This window comes from Paenibacillus sp. DMB20 (assembly GCF_000987955.1).
Classification (GTDB): domain Bacteria; phylum Bacillota; class Bacilli; order Paenibacillales; family Paenibacillaceae; genus Paenibacillus_AQ.
On record NZ_LAZU01000032.1, the window covers coordinates 187,661 to 205,580 of the forward strand.

General features: G+C 46.0%; 15 protein-coding genes, 1 tRNA gene and 2 pseudogenes. 10 read left to right on the plus strand and 8 right to left on the minus strand.

What is annotated here, in order from left to right:
• Positions 1-19: 19 nt before the first annotated feature.
• The 4 genes and pseudogenes from XI25_RS16660 to XI25_RS16675 all read right to left on the minus strand — a co-directional run bounded on the left by XI25_RS16660 (position 20) and on the right by XI25_RS16675 (position 3,528).
• Positions 20-340, minus strand: a complete 321-nt coding sequence (locus XI25_RS16660) for a hypothetical protein (protein WP_046679523.1) — start codon at positions 338-340, stop codon at positions 20-22.
• 153 nt (positions 341-493) lie between these two features.
• Positions 494-1,192, minus strand: coding sequence for a carbohydrate ABC transporter permease (locus tag XI25_RS16665; RefSeq protein ID WP_327204794.1), 699 nt, complete (start codon positions 1,190-1,192; stop codon positions 494-496).
• Positions 1,189-2,029, minus strand: a pseudogene (locus XI25_RS16670) (carbohydrate ABC transporter permease). The gene XI25_RS16665 and the pseudogene XI25_RS16670 overlap by 4 nt, the downstream one beginning before the upstream one ends.
• A 179-nt stretch (positions 2,030-2,208) precedes the next feature.
• Positions 2,209-3,528, minus strand: a complete 1,320-nt coding sequence (locus XI25_RS16675; protein ID WP_082112331.1) for an ABC transporter substrate-binding protein — start codon at positions 3,526-3,528, stop codon at positions 2,209-2,211.
• 190 nt (positions 3,529-3,718) lie between these two features.
• On the opposite strand from XI25_RS16675, the gene XI25_RS16680 reads away from it, so the two are divergent.
• Positions 3,719-5,455: a sensor histidine kinase gene (locus XI25_RS16680; RefSeq protein WP_046678854.1), complete on the plus strand. Its 1,737-nt coding sequence runs from the start codon at positions 3,719-3,721 to the stop codon at positions 5,453-5,455.
• Positions 5,452-6,966 (plus strand): response regulator, encoded by a 1,515-nt coding sequence (locus XI25_RS16685; protein ID WP_046678853.1) that lies wholly within the window; start codon positions 5,452-5,454, stop codon positions 6,964-6,966. Before XI25_RS16680 ends, XI25_RS16685 begins: the two co-directional genes overlap by 4 nt.
• 214 nt (positions 6,967-7,180) lie before the next feature.
• On the opposite strand, the gene XI25_RS16690 is transcribed toward XI25_RS16685, so the two are convergent.
• Complete coding sequence (locus tag XI25_RS16690; protein WP_052759644.1) at positions 7,181-8,713, minus strand: erythromycin esterase family protein; 1,533 nt, start codon at positions 8,711-8,713, stop codon at positions 7,181-7,183.
• 121 nt (positions 8,714-8,834) lie between these two features.
• Between XI25_RS16690 and XI25_RS32965 the strand changes: the two are divergent.
• The 7 genes and pseudogenes from XI25_RS32965 to XI25_RS34855 all read left to right on the plus strand — a co-directional run.
• Positions 8,835-8,948: pseudogene (locus XI25_RS32965) on the plus strand (transposase); the annotation flags it as partial.
• A 1,264-nt stretch (positions 8,949-10,212) separates the two neighbouring features.
• Positions 10,213-10,533 (plus strand): helix-turn-helix domain-containing protein, encoded by a 321-nt coding sequence (locus XI25_RS34845; protein ID WP_235439937.1) that lies wholly within the window; start codon positions 10,213-10,215, stop codon positions 10,531-10,533.
• 1 nt (position 10,534) lies between these two features.
• Positions 10,535-10,771: a cupin domain-containing protein gene (locus XI25_RS34850; protein ID WP_235439938.1), complete on the plus strand. Its 237-nt coding sequence runs from the start codon at positions 10,535-10,537 to the stop codon at positions 10,769-10,771.
• A 292-nt stretch (positions 10,772-11,063) separates the two neighbouring features.
• A complete protein-coding gene (locus XI25_RS16700) occupies positions 11,064-11,438 on the plus strand; it encodes a RidA family protein (RefSeq protein ID WP_046678851.1) in 375 nt (124 codons plus the stop codon).
• 62 nt (positions 11,439-11,500) lie between these two features.
• The gene (locus XI25_RS16705) at positions 11,501-12,853 is read left to right on the plus strand and encodes a D-serine ammonia-lyase (RefSeq protein ID WP_046678850.1); all 1,353 of its coding nucleotides are present in this window, start codon (positions 11,501-11,503) and stop codon (positions 12,851-12,853) included.
• Between the two features lie 32 nt (positions 12,854-12,885).
• The gene (locus XI25_RS16710) at positions 12,886-14,223 is read left to right on the plus strand and encodes a GntT/GntP/DsdX family permease (protein ID WP_046678849.1); all 1,338 of its coding nucleotides are present in this window, start codon (positions 12,886-12,888) and stop codon (positions 14,221-14,223) included.
• A 72-nt stretch (positions 14,224-14,295) separates the two neighbouring features.
• Complete coding sequence (locus XI25_RS34855) at positions 14,296-14,460, plus strand: ATP-binding protein (RefSeq protein ID WP_327204774.1); 165 nt, start codon at positions 14,296-14,298, stop codon at positions 14,458-14,460.
• 68 nt (positions 14,461-14,528) lie between these two features.
• Here XI25_RS34855 and XI25_RS16715 read toward each other — a convergent pair whose 3' ends face one another.
• The 3 genes from XI25_RS16715 to XI25_RS16725 all read right to left on the minus strand — a co-directional run bounded on the left by XI25_RS16715 (position 14,529) and on the right by XI25_RS16725 (position 17,079).
• Positions 14,529-15,131, minus strand: coding sequence for a DJ-1/PfpI family protein (locus XI25_RS16715; RefSeq protein WP_046678848.1), 603 nt, complete (start codon positions 15,129-15,131; stop codon positions 14,529-14,531).
• A gap of 599 nt (positions 15,132-15,730) precedes the next feature.
• Positions 15,731-15,803 (minus strand) — tRNA-Ala (locus tag XI25_RS16720).
• Positions 15,804-16,056: 253 nt separating this feature from the next.
• The gene (locus XI25_RS16725; protein ID WP_046678847.1) at positions 16,057-17,079 is read right to left on the minus strand and encodes an AraC family transcriptional regulator; all 1,023 of its coding nucleotides are present in this window, start codon (positions 17,077-17,079) and stop codon (positions 16,057-16,059) included.
• 186 nt (positions 17,080-17,265) lie between these two features.
• On the opposite strand from XI25_RS16725, the gene XI25_RS16730 reads away from it, so the two are divergent.
• Entirely contained in the window at positions 17,266-17,856 is a 591-nt protein-coding gene (locus XI25_RS16730; protein WP_046678846.1) for an NAD(P)H-dependent oxidoreductase, read from the plus strand.
• The last annotated feature ends 64 nt before the right edge of the window (positions 17,857-17,920 follow it).

Below are 17,920 nucleotides of genomic sequence, written 5' to 3' on the forward strand. Positions count from 1 at the left end.
TACCTTGACATCGCCTACATCATACGTTCCCGCCCTTGCTGTACCATCTTTTTTCAATCGTGAACATTTCAGCAGGAGCGCTGTATTCGATCGTTGCCTTCGAATCATTCCTCAAATCAATCTCGCTGCCGTCTTTCAACTTGCCAATCACCTGTAAGTGCGTCACGCCGTCCAACGGTACATTCGTTTCGGCAGCCGTCAGCCGAACGGACACGAGCGGATTGTCATCCCCATTTGCAGCTTGCGCTTGAACTCCCCCGCCAGTTGCAAACACCCCAAACGTCATTGAAATAACAAGACATAATGACATGAACGCCGAACCCGATTTTATCTTGAACATGCTACCCCTCCCTTTTCGATCTTCATTTTGATTGATTTTTCCCTCTATCCCTTAATGGCTCCCTCTACCATTCCTTTCACGAAATACTTTTGCAGAAACAGATAAACGACGGTAAGCGGCAGCATCCCGATGAAGCATCCTGCGGCGACCCAGCTAATGTTGCTGTGGAATTGCGAGACGAACCCCGACAAAGCAACCGGGATCGTCATCATCTCTTTTTTCTGCAGGAAGAATACGGAAAACTGATAGTCGTTCCATACCTGAACCCCGATCAAAATGACGACAGTAGCCGTTATCGGCTTCAGCAAAGGAAATATAATCCTCAAAAAAAATGCCGTACCGGCTGCAGCCATCGATCAGCCCCGCTTCATCCAGCTCCCTAGGAACAGTGCTCACAAAGCCGGTAAACAAGAAAATCGTCATCGGAAGCGAAAACGTGACCTGCGTCAGTATGATTGCCCAGTATGTATTGATCCCGCCGACGTCTACGATAAATTTGTACAAAGGTACGAGAATCGTCAGCGCCGGTACGATCAAACATGAGATGCAAAGCGTATAAACGAACCGGTTCCATCTCGTTGCATGGCGGGCAAGCGGATAGGAAGCACACGCTCCGATAAGCACGACGAGAATGACTGCAAGCAGCGTAACGATCCCATTGTTCAATACGGCTCGACCCAGCTGGGCATCCTTCCATGCATCAATGAAATTCTCGAAACGAAGAGACGACGAAGGCATCCATTTGCTGCTCGTATCCTCGATCGGCTTAAAGGACAGATTGACTAAAATGTAAAAAGGAATGCTGTGGATGATCAGGATGATCAAGGCAGCGATATATTTAAAAGCCTTCATGCATCCACTTCCTTTCGACGCAGCAGCACGAGAGCCGTTATGCTGATAACGGCGATGATGATGAACATGAAGTTCCCAAGCGCTGCCGCATATCCTGCATCCTGACGGGCGAAGTACAAATTGTACATCATCGTGGACAAAGACTGCGTCGCATAACCCGGCCCGCCGTTCGTCATGGCCACAATGACATCGAATAGTTTCAAGCCTCCGATGAGGTTGAGCACGATATTGATCGTAATCGCCGGCATCAGCAGCGGAAGGGTAATCCCCCTGAATCGGCTCCACCAGCCGGCCCCATCGATATTGGCCGCTTCGTAATACTCCCTTGATATGGATTGCAGCCCTGCTAAAAAAAATAATCATCGCGATTCCCATGTACTGATAGGTGTTGACCAAGGTGATCATCCATACGGCACGTGATCCGTTCGCCAGCCAATCGACGGCCTCCCCGCCGAACAGCCCCATTGCATCATTCAATGCGCCGCCGTCATATTGGAAGAAGAAGTAGCTGATATACCCCATAATTAAAGGGCTGATAATGACGGGGAGATACACGATCATTCGGACAAGGCCTTTCCCTCTTATTTTCTGATCCAGGAACAAGGCGTAAGCCAGGCCCATCACATTTTGAAATAGAGTGCTGCCGAATCCGTAAATGAACGTGTTCCGAATCGTCTGCAGAATCTTTTGGTCCGAAAACATAAGCCGGTACTTTTCCAATCCTACCCAAGCGTAACTCTGGGAGTAACCATCCCAGTTGGTGAAGGAAATTTTAATTCCTTGAATAAGCGGGTAGAAAATGAAAACCGCAAATAACAGCAATGCCGGGACGTACATCAAATTGAGTATTCCGGCAGAATAAATCCATCTGACTGCAAAGTTGGATTGCGATTGCGCAATTCCTCCTCGCGAGGAATCAACCCCTGACGGACTTCTAGCCATACGCTCCCTCCTAGGTGTTGAATTAGCCCGCAGGAAGGCAAGCAACCTGCAGGCCATTTCCTTATCATTCTGCTCTATTGAGCAGTCCGCAATCTTTCGTATTCCTTTTTCATGTTTTCCGAAAATTCGCGAGGCGTAATGCCTCCTGCCAGCAAGTCCTGGCCATTTTTGCACATGACATCCCACATCCCGTTCGGCAAGTACACTCGATCAAAGTACGGGAACACTCGCAAATCTTTATACTTTTCAAAGTCGGCCGTCAAGTCGCCTGCAGCGATCGATACGCCGTCAATTCCGGGAGGAAGCGCATTCGAGGCCGAAACTAAAGCGATGTTATCCGGTTTGGCGTAGTAAGCGACGAATTTCCGGGCCGCTTCGCCGTGCGGGGAATCCTTCCAGACTCCCCATGTCGTCTTCTCCCCTCCAACCAAGGTTGGAGCATCGCCCGCCACGACGGAATGGATCGGCATCAAGCCTGCTTTCAAATCAGGGTTGAACTTCTTCGCTTCTTCAATAAGGAACGGGCCATAGATGCCAAATGCCGCCTTTCCTTCGGCAAAAGCCTTCGCGGAATCGCTATACTTGGCTGTCAGCACATCCTTGTTTAAGTACCCCTTCTCCTGCAAGGATAAGAACATTTGCGGCAGGGCGTCGAAGCGGTTCCAATCGAATGTACCGTCCAGAAGCTGCGCAGCATCATTCTTCTCCGGGCTTATAAAGACCGATGTCGCATAGAAATCGAAAAATTGCCCGATCGGCCATGAATCCGCTCCTCCGATATGAATAGGGACCACTTCACCGTTACTTTTCGTTTTGATTTCTTCCGCAGCCTTCATCAATTCGTCCCACGTCATTGGAACCTGTACGCCATACTTCTCCAGCACGGCAGCATTGTACACGGGACCTCCCTTGTCCTCGTCCATCGGCAGCACAAACACTTTCCCCTGCTCGTCGGTCACGGACGGCTTGATTGTGGCGCTCAACTTGCTAGCCCATTCCTCGTCTTTCAGATCGGCTAAATACGCACCGTAGCGAACCTTGGCCCAGCCGTGCGTAGCGAACACATCCGGCAGCTCGTTGGACGCCATTTTCATCTTCATAATGTTCTCGTACTCGGCACCCGGCGCGCTGAAATCCACTTTAATTTCCGGATTCTCCTGCATGAATTTGTTTGCAATATCCTGCAGCACTTTTGCGGGTTCACCAACAACGTTGGTCATGACGGTTAGATTGACCTTGGCATTTCCATCATTCCCCGTTGTTTGACCCGAATCGCTATTGGATGTCTTTCCTCCCGCCGCTTCGCCCCCCGTACTCGATGTACCGCAAGCTGCGAGCAGAAATGCAGCGATAACCAGAACCGTAAGCATTTTGAACCCATTCATCTGTCTCATCCGTATCCCCCTTGCTATAAAGTTGTATGTTATTCCATCATTTCAGTCCTAACGATATCATTAATGATTACGCTTTCATATGCTGCAAACCTACGATTGCACCGCTCATTTCTACACTATCGATTTTCGTATTGACTTACCTGCCGGGTGTACCTATCCTTTATACATGAATGAAGGAGGTTGATCCGTTATGGTCACGATCAAGTCGCTGCGCTCCAAGCTCACGCTGGTGTATGCTCTGACCATTGTCACTCCATTTGCCGTCTTGGCTTTTGCGCTCCCCTTCTACGCCCAGCACGTGCTCACCAAAGATACGGAGAAGCTAACCGAAGGAACGCTCCATGCCGTAGCCGGTAATATTGAAACCTATTTGGATGATTTGGAGCGGCTGACGGCCTCTCCCTATTTGAACGATAATGTCATTCAGTCGCTTAAAATCATTGCCGACAATGCATACGATTCTGCAAGCGCATACACGAAACTGCAGACGGATCGCGCTCTGAAAGGAACGCTGCCCAACTATTTAATTAACACTCGCAAAGATATTCTCAGTACGCTCATGATTACGATGAACGGAAAGCCTTTTTTAACGACTAAAAACGATAGCATCGACCTCATGCCGGACTTTCCATTCCAGGAAGAATCATGGTATCGACAAGCGGTTAAGAAAAACGGGAAAGTCGCGTTCATCAGTTCCCATCCGCAAACTTACTTGACCAACCCCTCAGACATCCAAGTGTTTTCCGTATCCCGTTTAATCAAAAATCCGGATTCCGGACAACCGCTCGCCGTCATATCGGCCGATGCGGATACGAATGTACTCGAGAAAATCACCAAAGATATTCAATTTAACGTCAGTTCAGTCGTCGCGATCGTAGATGAAATGAAAAATGTGATCTATGCGAACAAGCCGCTGACCGATGAAATGATCAAGCAGCTTCGAGCGGGAGGAAACCCCAGCGCACAAGAAACCGGATACGTTACCGTTTCTCAAACCATCAAACCGGCAGATTGGGAAATTACCGTGTTTTTATCCAATGAGGAGATACAACAGAAAGTACGCTGGATCTACATCACGGCGGTTTTGATATCGATTGGAGGACTCATCGTCACTTTCTTCGTTTTTCTTTACTCTTCGCAATGGATCGTCAAGCCGATCGCTCAAATGAAGGCCGTCATGACCAAAGTACGCAATGGGAATATGCAAGCACGCTATGAAGGGGAGGGATCGGACGAACTTTCCTATCTCGGACAGTCACTAAACAAGATGGTCATGCAGTTGGACGATTTAATAAACCGGGAATATAAAGCGGTGCTGGCACAGCGAAACGCAGAATATCGAGCCTTGCAATCGCAAATTCAGCCCCATTTTCTGTACAACGTGCTGTCCGGCTTTATCGGATTGAACCGCATTGGAGACAAGAAGAAGCTGGAGACCGCGATTATTTCGCTTAGCGGCATGCTTCGTTACATCCTGGAGGAGAATCAATGGACGACGATCGAACAGGAATTCAATTTTTTAACAAAATATGCTCTGCTGCAGCAGCTTCGCTTCCAGGATAGGCTGACGATCCAGATTCATCATGACAAGGAGACTGCCGAGTTCCGAATTCCGAAATTGCTGATTCAACCCCTATTGGAGAACGCGATTATCCACGGAGTCGAACCCGATGATCAAGAGCATGCCATTCACGTATCCGCATGGATAGCAAGCGAGGACGGCAATGCGCAGATATGCATCGAAGTACGTGACGACGGCGTCGGCTTCGATCCGAACGCGTCACATTCCCAATCGCATGTCGGCCTCGCCAACGTAAGGGCAAGATTGCAGCAAGTCTTCCCGAAAGCAACATTAACCGTGAACAGCGAGCTCGGAATCGGCACATGCGTGGCAATCAAAATCCCTAAGGAGGAGAATGCATCATGAATATTTTAGTTGCAGACGATGAAAGCTTGATCAGAGCCAGCCTGAGAAGCATGCTGGACGAACTGGACATGCCTGTCCACGTCATTGGAGAAGCCCGTAACGGTGAAGAAGCGATTCGTTTCGTAACCGAGCGGCAACCCGATCTTGTATTCGTTGATATTCGGATGCCGAAGATGAACGGCTTGGAAGTAATGGCTCATGGCAGAGCAGCGTCCCCTCATACCAAATGGATTATTTTAAGCGGCTATTCGGAGTTCCAATATGCGCAAGAGGCGATACGCCTTGGGGCGTGCAACTATTTGCTAAAGCCGATCAGTCTGGAAGAAGTCCACGACAGCTTGACCCACGCACAAAAGCTGCATGAAACGCACATCATGGAACGCAACCGTCAGATAGAGCATGCGATTGTTTCGAGTATTCAGGGCAGAAGTGGGGTCAGCCAAGGCGATCATTTGCTTGAAACACTGCATTGCAAAGCAAGCGTGTTCTATTTCGATGATTTCCTATGCGATCATGAAGAACATGAACGACAACAACGATTCATCGAAGCCTTGCGGAGCCTTATCCATAACCAATCTCTTACTAACAGCCTTTATTCCTTGGCATTGTCGCTTCCGGGCGGCCAACCTGCGATATTGTGGTCATGGCCGGCTTTGCACCGTTATCAAGCGCTAGAGCTGCAGCAGAAGATGGAGAGAACCGTGAAGCATTTGCTCCAGGATCAGCTTGCCGCCTCCTATGCAATTACGACGATACAATTAGAGGAGTGTTCGAATATGCAAGCGATGGCGGGGCAGGTCGAAGAACTGCAGCGCGTCTCTTCCCTTCGCGTTCTGCTCCCGATTGGAGGAAACTATCCGCTAAGCGAGCTAAACGAAATGACAGAACGAGCCGAGTGTCTTCCTATAAGCATTCATGTAGACAATCTACGCCGACTGTTCCGCCAAGAAGACTATCTTGGATACCTGAAAGCTGTCGATTCTTTGGAGAAAGTATGGAGCGGCGCACTCTCGGCAGATCAATGCCTATGGCGCCGTATTCATGAATATATTTCACGTGCACTCGGCTTCACGTTAGAGCCGGGGACGTGCGGGGATCAGGCAAGCTGGTTTGCTCTTTTAAAAAATCATGGCGATCGCATGTTATCTCAGGCTTCGCGACACGACTATTCGTCCAAAAATATCGTGCAGCAAGTGATCGCTTATGTGGAGCAGCAGTATATGCACGACATCGGAATCAAGCAAATCGCGGATATGTTCCATGTGACGCCCAACTATTTAAGCTCTTTGTTCCATAAAAAGCACGGCAGTACCTTTCTTAAATACGTAACCGAAACGAGAATGCTGAAAGCGAAGGAACTCCTGCTAAAGGAGCCCCATCTCAAAGTGCAGGAGGTTGCCGAAGCCGTTGGTTATTACAGCCCGCGCCATTTCACGAAGCTGTTCACAGATTATTTCGGATGCTATCCGTCAGAGTTCCGTGAAAGGAATAAGTTGGATGCATTTTTGTAGATGATAATCTATGGGGATGAGGCGAGGATCGTAAAAACTAAGCCCATATTGTTTTTTTTGTATAAATGGAAGTCGCCACAACGCCATTTGTACAGAATAAACCAATATGGGCTATCGTAACGACTCGAAAATTTAGGCGCGCGCTCTAGATATTCGCTGTCTATAGCCACCGGATAACTTACGGCTTCTGGGTTGTTTAAACGCTGCTGAACAATTAATAGCTCAATCGAAAACAACACCGTTGAGCCGCATACAATCGGACGGCATATCCGCTGCCTATTTTTTTATGCGGCAAATAGGTCGGCATCTTCACTTGTTTGATCAGCAGAACGCCGTCGAAATGCCGTCTCAGCTCTAACGGCATCGGCATCATTACCTGATAAGAGGCTATCGTCCGTTCGAACATCCACGAATTTCCCCGCTCATTTTCCCGATAGCGTAAATCCATGAAGGTATGCGGCTGTCCTGCACCCGCCAAAATATCTTCCATGGACCCCGGGATCATCGGATTCAGCTGAAGCGGTTCCCTCGTATTCTCGGCTGCTTGTCCTTCGCCCGTAAATAGGCCCATGACATAGCTTTCCCGCTGCAGTTCCTTAGGCATGAGCTCTCCCATGCTCTTCGGCATGTTGGAAATCAGGGACTGTGCTTTGCTTATATGGCCGTTGTGTCCCCATACGATAATTCTCTCATCGGGATAAATTTCCGTCGCCAGCCATGCAAGGTTGCCGGCCATCGCCCGATCGCGCCATTCCATCATGGACAGATTGCCGCTATAATCCCCTTGTTCCGATGATAGATTGGATTGGATGCACAGCTCATTGAACTCCTGAATGACCCGGATACGATCCTCCAGCGATCGCTTCATCAACTTGACGATATGCGGCTCATCGGGATAGTCCCGCTTCAGTGCTTTTTCATTTTTCGTCACGGCCTGCAATAACTCTTTGTACACCTTAACCAGCTCAGGCTTGGCCTTGCGGTATCCGCTGAGATCCTTGCTCATTCTCCACTTGTGAACCTCTTGCTCAGCCTTCAGCGCCCTGGCCTTCAGCGCTTTGCTTGGAATCCAATTCGCGTCCTGAAATAGCGGGGATTGCACCTGAATATCGAAGCCCGCCAGGCGTAATGGGGATTCGCTTTCCTGCGTTTCCTTCATATACTCGAATAGCGGCTTCGTCTCTTCCGTCCACCATACGCCGAATATGGAGCGTTTCATGGTCTCCTGGGCCGCGGTCTTTTTCATCCGCCCCTGCGCAAGCGCAGCATCGCCCAATCCGCTCTCAAAAGCAACAATGTTATACCCTAGCGTTTGGTGCAAATATTGAATGAGGCGCGTTTTGACCAGATTGAATTCGGCTACTCCATGCGAATTTTCTCCCAAATATACGATTCGCTTGTCGGCAAGCAAGGGAATTAGCATATCGAGGTCGCTAAATTTATCCTGCGTTATATCTCCCCCGTTCGAAGACCATGCTTCCGGTTGAATCGTATTCAAGGCATACGCATGATCCGCGGCCCAACGCTTCCAATCGGATAAAGCGGCCTGATACGATCTTGCTGTTCTGCCTTGCTGTTCATGTACTGTGGTCCCGTTAACGGATTGGGATGAAGTTCCCGCCGCTGCTTCCCCATACGCCGTCCTTGCCTGAATATCGGTAGATGCCAGCGTGGCAGTAACCATGGTCAAAGTGAGCAGCAAGCAGGAGAATCGGCGTCGACCAGAGGTATTCATATTCCATTTCATAGAATCCAACTCCTTACCAAAAATCGGTTGCGTTTTCTCCTATTATACATGACCCGCTCCTTGTCTTTTTGATCCATTTTGCTCTACTCATTAGAACACAAATAAATATTTGAATGACGGAATTGTTCGCATTTTCCCAAACCGGGACTCCGTGATTCGCCTCATCGGTGCCCTGCTAATGGAACAGGATGAGAAATGGGCTGTAGGCAAGAAATATCCCGACATGTCACCATGATATCGCTTCCAACACAATATTTTAAGATGATTAGGATGCTGCCTGCTATAATATATATGTCCCGATTCATTGATTTTTAAAGAATATGAGATACACCAAATATTTTACTCTATCTGGCTGATTGAATGTTTCATTTTTATATAAAATAGGGTTAATTTTATCTAAATTTTTAAATAAACACTCCCCCATTGGGACAAAAGCTTCCAACATGTGCGTCTCTTGTGCAGCTCGATATCACAGACATGCTCATTGATATGGAACAAAGCCTCGGCGCATCGGTCATTTTTTCCCGCACGCATGCATCCCTTCGATAACGATACGCTCTACGCGATGCTCCGAATCAAACCCGTAAAACAGGGATCGCCCCCTGGCCTCATCGCTGCCAGTGGAGTGATAGGGTTTCTGCACATCAAGGAAAAAGACATATAACAGTCCTTAACTGTAATGGGCTGTTAAAGAGTGCCTATTATGTAATTCTAGATATAGGCAGGGTTCTTGGCACTCTGAGTGTTAGTACGAATGCGGTTGGAAGGAGTTTACGATGTCCTGTCGAAATACAAACTTAACGTATTTGATTGATAGGAGAGTGCTTGTTTAACTTCACTTCGAAATTTGATTTTACTACTCGTTGTTGTTCTCGGTCTTTTTTATTAGTACAATTCTTGGAGGGCTGATTACTGTATTTGTAACCTTTCGAGTAAACACTTACAATACACAGCAAAAGGCAGCTTTAGAGAAAAAAGAAAGACACTTACATTCCAATTGAAGAAGAACTGAAAACAATAAATCATTATACCATCGCCGAAGATATTCATTTTGAAAAACTTCGCCATGGCTCTTTTGCTATGGAGACAAGGGGTTCGTTAAGTATGAAAATCCAGAGTAAGGAATTTTCCATTATGAATTCCCTCAACTATATGAAATTTTGGAACATGAACTTCGCAAGCGTGATACTATTGATAATATGGTTGAACATCTCTATGAAAATATAGGATTTTACATACATTATCGCGAGTTACGACGTGCCGGGCCACACATGAAAGAAAAAAAGCATTACCGGAAATGTACGTATCTGCTATCTTTTATCGAACCTTCATTAATTTACTAATATAGGGGTCGAATAACTCATATTCTGAGTCACTGGACTTTCTATAATTTTATATTTAAAATATCTAAGATTTATGATATCTTTATATTTATAGGCTATTAAGCTCAGGAACGGCATATTAATTAATTTTGAAGTATTTTTTATGAGGTATGATGAATGATGGATAATCTAGAATTAGGTCAAACAATCGCAAAATTACGCAAAAACAAGAATTATACGATTAAACAGTTATCAGAAATAACGAATGTAACTTCATCCATGTTAAGCCAAATTGAAAGGGGACTTTCCAGTCCGTCACTGAATACTTTGCGCGTGATTGCCGATGCGTTGGATGTTCCTTTATTTAGTTTGTTTACTGAATTTGTGCCAACCAAAGATTTAATTACCAGAGCAAATTCCAGAAAAAAAAATCATATTCCCATCATCGAACAATTGGGAATATTCATTATTGTCTCCGGATTTAAGCGGCTCCATTGAGATGGTTTTAATGAAATTACCGCCTGAATCCCAGTCTGCCGAAAAACCTATGAGGCACATTGGCGAAGAAGTCGCGTATGTCATGGCGGGTGAGGTAGTATTATTTATTGGGGACGATGTAGAGACTTTATATCAAGGGGATAGTGTAAAAATACCACCTGGAATGGAACATAAGTGGGAAAATAAATCGGATCAAGAAGCAAGCGTTATTTTTGCTATTACTCCTCCGACATTTTAGAAAACAAATTTCTAATCACAAACCGTTTCTGTATTTGCAAGTGTATTTCACACTAGTAAATACGGAGGCGGTTTTTTTTTACAAAAAAATCGATAAATATTACGCTTGAATTCATAAAAGTATAGTGCTAATATTTATCTGTACTTAATTTATTAAATCTGATTTAATTTTTTTAGACTTCCAATGCAAATATCATGAACCATGGAGGTGCCCATAAATTAATATACTGCAATTAGAACTGCAATTAGATATTAATGGGAATGTTACCTCAAAACAAGGAGATGAAAATTTTATGAAAAAAACTATCATGACTAATAACGCTCCCGCTGCAATTGGACCTTATTCGCAAGCGATTGTAAGCGCTTCACGTCTGTATGCATCTGGGCAACTTGGAATTCATCCGCAGACAGGTGAAATGAATGATGACTTTGCAATACAAGCAAAACAGGTGATGGAGAACATCTCCGCAATTTTGAACGAAGCAGGATACGGATTCGAAGACATTGTAAAAACGACTATTTTTGTGACCGATCTTTCCAACTTTACTTGTCTGAATGAAATCTATGGCTCTTATTTCAAGTCTAGCAAACCCGCACGTTCCTGCTTCCAGGTTGCAGGTCTTCCTATGGGAGCCAAAGTAGAAATCGAATTTATCGCAGAAAAATAAATCTAAAATCACCAAATCACCTTTTGGATTTAAAATATATCTATTTTATCACGGAGGTAGCCATGACTAACTTAATTGCTGGAAAAACGATCGAAGAATGGAAAAATGAACTACCGGGACTGCAGAAAATCATTGATACTGAAGAAGTTTTCTGGGTAAACCCGCAGCTTGAGAGCTGCAACAACCGAATGATTAACACGGAAATAGGGATCGCTGATATCGAAGATGCGGAACAACGGCTGCTTCGCTTCGCTCCCTATTTAGCAACAGTATTCCCGGAGACGAAGGAAAAAAACGGAATCATCGAGTCTGAATTAGTCAACATCCCTAAAATGCATCAGCAGTTATCAGAAATGTTTAATCAGGAAATAGCGGGAAACTTATATCTTAAATGTGACAGTCACCTGCCCATCTCCGGTTCTGTAAAGGCTCGTGGAGGAATTTACGAAATATTAAAAGTGGCCGAAGAGATCGCTTTTAAACACGGCATGCTGTCACTAACCGATGACTACTCCATTCTGGCAGATGAAAAATTCCGGACGCTATTTTCGAATTATTCGATCGTGGTCGGATCAACCGGTAATCTAGGTCTTAGTATTGGTATTATGAGTGCCCAATTAGGTTTCAAAGTTGTTGTGCATATGTCTACTGACGCTAAAGAATGGAAAAAAGATTTATTACGGCAAAAAGGCGCAATCGTCGTTGAACACAATAGCGACTATGGGAAAGCAGTAGAAGCAGGTAGACAAGAGTCTCAGAAAGATCCCAATAGCCACTTCGTTGATGATGAAAATTCTACAACGTTATTCCTTGGTTATGCCGTAGCAGCTAAACGGCTTCAAAAGCAACTCAATGACATGAAGATTCCAGTCGATCAGGATCATCCGCTTTTCGTCTATCTACCTTGCGGTGTAGGCGGCGCTCCTGGCGGAATTACTTTCGGATTGCGGACAGTATTTGGAGACAATGTTCATTGCTTCTATGCAGAGCCAACCCATTCACCGGCAATGTTGCTAGGTTTAATGACATGTAAGCATAGCGAGGTATCCGCTCAGGAATTTGGCATTGATAATATTACTGATGCAGACGGGCTTGCGGTAGGGAGACCATCAGGCTTTGTGGGCAAAGCACTAGAGAAAGATATTAGTGGTGTCTTCACTGTTCAAGACGACTGTCTCTATCGAATCCTTAGAGAGCTAGCCGATTCAGAAGGAATATTCCTAGAACCATCGGCAGTTGCAGGATTTATCGGCCCCGTTCAACTGTACGTTTCTTCCATGGGACAAGATTATTTGAACAATAATCACCTGGAACAGAAGATGCAAAATGCCACTCACATTCTTTGGGCTACTGGTGGGGGCATGGTTCCGAAAGATGTTATGGATGATTTCTACCTTAAAGGTGCAGTGAGCTAAATTACTCTATAGTTTAGGGAGAGGTTAAGACAATGGACACTGCAACAATGATGATGTTAGTATTGGTCGCATCTATAGCAATTCTCATCTTTCTCATTCTTAAAGTTAAAATACATCCTTTTCTATCCTTAATATTAGTGTGTATATTTGTGGGAGTTGCTACAGGTATGCCTCTTCCTAAGATTGCTACTTCCATTGAAAACGGAATGGCTGGAACGTTAGGTTTTCTGGCCACTGTTATCGGTTTTGGTACGATTTTAGGCAAAATGTTGGAAGTATCCGGCGGCGCGGAGCGCCTTGCACGAACATTACTAGAAACAATGGGGGAAAAAAGAGCTCCCTGGGCGATGACAATTGTCGGCTTAATTGCCGGAATCCCTGTATTTTTTGAAGTAGGATTTGTTTTACTTTTTCCTTTGGTTTTCATCGTCGCCAAACAAGCTAAGATGTCGTTACTCCGTGTAGGAATTCCTTTGGCAGTATCGCTAATGGTCGTTCACTCGATGGTGCCTCCACATCCGGCAGCGTTTGCAATTACTACAAGTTTGGGGGCTGATGTAGGTAAGGTCATTCTGTATGCTCTTCTTGTAGGAACTCCTACGGCCATTTTAGCTGGTCCAATTTGGGCCAAGTTTATCAGTAAGAAGTGCAAGACTGGGGTATTAAAAGAATCAGAGCCGAGTGCTGCAACACCATCTGAGAATCTTCCAGGCTTCGGCATTACCCTATTTACGATCCTATTGCCTCTAATCATTATGGTAGGAAAAACGGTTAGTGCATTGTTTCTTGCAAAAGATTCTGCGTTATTGCCTATTGTTAATTTCTTAGGCAATCCAATTATCGCACTTCTCATTTCGGTATTTGTTGCTTATTATACGTTAGGTCTTTCTCGTGGTTTAAAAATGAAAAACCTGTTAACGCTTACAGAACAATGTTTTGGACCGATTGCCGGCATCTTGCTGATTATTGGTGGAGGTGGAGCATTTAATCAGATATTAGTTGACAGTGGGTTAGGTAATGAATTGTCCAAGGTTTTGATGTCACTAAATATGAACATCATTATTCTCGCTTGGCTAATAGCTTGGCTCATGCACCTTGCTATCGGTTCCGCCACGGTGGCCATGATTAGTACTGCAGGCATGGTGGCACCTATGCTGGCTGCTTATCCTGGTGTGAGTCCGGAAATTATCGTTCTCGCCATTGGTTCCGGAGCGATTGGCTGGTGCCATGTCAACGATTCGAGTTTTTGGTTTGTAAAAGAATATTTAGGATTATCGTTACCGGATATGTTTAAGAGCTTCACTGCGGCCTGCCTTATTGCATCATTTGTTTCTCTGGGTGGTATACTAATTTTATCTCTAGTAATTTAATAAAATACTATTATAACACCATCCTCGCCATTCGTCATGGAGAGATACAGAAGTAAAAAGGTACTTAATTACATGCTTCCAACGACATTACCGAGCACTACGACCGAACAAAAATCTGAAGGAACAGGCTTAGGGATGGCGATTGTGAAAAATTTAATTGAAGCGCATGAAGGCGTGGTCACAGCAGAGAGTGAACTGCAGCAAGGTACAAAATTCACAATAACTTTACCCATTTGAAGTCGTTGACAATTGGTATTTTAAAAAATGTTTTCATCAGCCTTCACATAATCCGATTTGGATTAGCTTTAATCGAAAGTAATATCATACTCCATGTCTTTGGCGGTTCCTTGCGCCACTTCTTGGCCAAGAAGTCTGTGCACAACATGAAACGCCATATGAATGCCGGCAGAAATACCAGCGGAGCTGATAATGCTGCCGGCATCTACAAACTTAATGTTCTCTTGGACCGCAACAGATGGATAGGTCTCTCTCATTCGATTGATACTCGCCCAGTGGGTAGTTGCCGACTTTCCGTCTAGAAGCGCGGCTTCTGCTAGCAAAAAGGATCCCGTACAAACCGATGTCATCAATTCTACCTGCTCCATGCGCTCCTGAATCCACTTAATGACGTTTAAATTATGCACTTCCCTACGGGTTCCCATCCCCCCTGGGATAACCAGAATATCGTAATCCGGCGCTGTCTGAAAGCTGTGATCCGTCATGACCTTTAAACCATTGCGAGCTGTGATCATACCACCATGTTCAGATACGGTAGTTACATCAAACGGCGCAAATTCATCCGGAGCGAACCGGTTGATGACCGTCACCGCAAACACCTCAAATGGCCCGGCAAAATCCAGAACTTCTACATCGTCAAAAAGAAATATTCCTACAGTACGGATTTTCATTTTTTTCACTCCTTCTTAATTAGAACTTTCATTTGCAGACATTAGGACAACAATGATTATTTATGGGCATGCCCTTCAATCAGCAGATCAGCTTGCTGCAAATACATTTAATTCCACCTTGTTGCCAAAGCCAGAGAATTGTCTCAAATACTATCATTTTTACTTCAATTACAATCATACATGAATACAGCCTTATGGACCAAATATGATGAAAATTTCGTCCCCAACTCGAAATTTGTGTTGAATCGCAAAACACATCTATAAAAAAAATCCCTTGGTTACAAGGGATTTTTCTGTGGAGCATAAGGGGATATCCAATTCCTGATCTAACTTTTCGATGAGGCAACTTCGAAGCAGCAGATCGCTATGGTGAAATTGAGTCGCGTTCTCCCTCTGCTTCGCTCCGGTCCGTCGGTCTGAACCTTTGGGGTTCTCTCCTAACCCTTGGACATAAAAAAAACGTCTATCGACGTACTTTATCAGAAGACAGACCGCATATAGCGGAAGTTTTTCTTGCGAGATAAGGATGGCAAATCTCTGTAGTTTATACTTTCTTATCTATAAAAAAAAGACCACAGTAATGTGGTCTTTTTATTCTATGGAGCCTAGGGGGATCGAACCCCTGACCTCATCGCTGCCAGCGATGCGCTCTCCCAGCTGAGCTAAGGCCCCGTGATAGGTAGGTTGCTTTTAAAGAGTACTTTAATAATATAGCACAGCCTTTTTAATCTTGCAACAATAAAATAAACTGAAATTTTATACAATTATTTTCACCGCACCACCTCCCATCAACCGAAATCCAATCAGGAAAGAAGGGTAAAACAGCCCCTCCCGGCTCTACCGGGAAGGGCTGCCTACGGTTGGTTCCCTAAGCTAAACATCCCTTACAGGAAACAGGATAATCGGCAGAGACCTCTCACCCTTTTCACACCCGGCTCCCCTCTTCCCTTAATTGCTCCCGATACTGCCCCGGCGTGAGCCCGGTCCATTTCTTGAACGCGTTCTGGAACGCGCTTGGCTCCGAATAATGGAGCGCATACGCGATTTCGCCGACCGAATAATCCTCTTTTCTTAAAAAGTCCGTCGCCAACTCTTTGCGAACCCGAATGGACAGATGTTGGTATGTGGTATCCTCATCCTTCAATTTATGCTGGATCGTTCTCGTGCTCACGCCAAAATGATCCGCCGTTTGCTGCAGCGTCGGCATAAAGGAAGGCAAACACTTTTTCATCCACAACACGATTTGCTCCGAAAACATGGGATTCCTTGCCATCATGTCCCTGGTTTCCTGCGCCATGTTCTCAAAAACCCCGAGCAACCTGGCGTCCGAATATAGCACCGGGTAGCTCAGCACCTCCTTGCTCATGACCAGCAGATGCTGTTCTCCGCCAAAATGCGGCGCGCTTTCGAACACCCGCAAGTAAGGAAGGTTGTCAGGCGGGGCTTCATGCTCGAAAAACACCTCTTTTAACGGGATTCGCCGGTTGCTCAGCTTCCCGATGATCTGAACCAAAGAGCTCGCCATGTCTTCCGCGCAATGCCTGGACATCCGGCCTGGACCCTGAAGGGATAGCCGGATCCGTACATCCTCTCCCCGGACGTCCCACGCCAGAATAAAGCCGCTGCACAGAATAACGTTATACCGTTGGTACGCGGCCAGCGCATCGGCGATGGTGCCCGAATGCATCATGACATACCCAAGGATGCCCAGGTCCGCGATCTCCGTCATCTGTCCCTGATGTAATCCGAAATAATCGTCCTCCGTGTAACGGGCTGCCGCTTTCATGAGCCGCTCCAGTTCCTCCACGGTTATTCGGTTCTCCGCATCCTCCAGCAAGCGCTCGTCAAACGCGGTTTCCTTGCAAAACGATGCTGTATCATACCCCTTCCTGACGATGGTTTTCAGGATCGGGAATACCATGGAAACGGCAACTCCTTGATCGTTCAAGCCTTGCTCCTCCTTTGCGCGAAATCGCAGTCCGATTTGCGCCGATGATCATTCATTCATCGATTAAATCCGTCTATGCTGATTGTAGTCCAGAGGACTTCAGCTTTACCACACCAATATACCATATCGCAGCAGCACGGAGGATCCATGCTTGATATTCGGTTGTTTAAAGGGAGGAACCCAAACATGAAATCCAAGAAATCCAACATTCTCATCATCAACGGACATCCAGACCCCGAAAGTCTCTGCTCGGCCTTGTCCGCAGCTTATATGGAAGGCGCCATGCAGCATCCTGTCCAAATTCAAAGACTGGATCTAGGGAAAATGCAATTCGAACCCAACCTGAAGTTCGGTTACCGCCGGCGCACGGAACTGGAGAGCGATCTGATCGAAGCCCAGGAACTTATACGCCGGGCCGATCATCTGGTCTTCGTCTATCCGACATGGTGGGGCGCGATGCCCGCGATCCTGAAGGGATTTATCGACCGCATCTTTCTGCCCGGCTTCGCTTACAAATACCGGGACAATTCTTCGATGTGGGATAAGCTTTTAACCGGAAAATCCGCCCATCTGATCGTCACGGCGGACACTCCTTCCTGGTACAACCGATTGGTTTACAAACGTGCGGGGTACGGGGTGATGAAACGGAACATTTTGCAGTTCTGCGGCATTACGCCTGTTCGGGTAACCGAATTCAGTCCCATAAACAAGTCATCCGCTGAGCAGCGGACCAAATGGCTGGACAAAGCGAAGCGGCTCGGCTCAAAATTGGCTTAAATCGGGATGAACCTTGCATTAGGCCCTCCATCCATCTCTTGCACGGCTAACCTGCAGCCTGCGA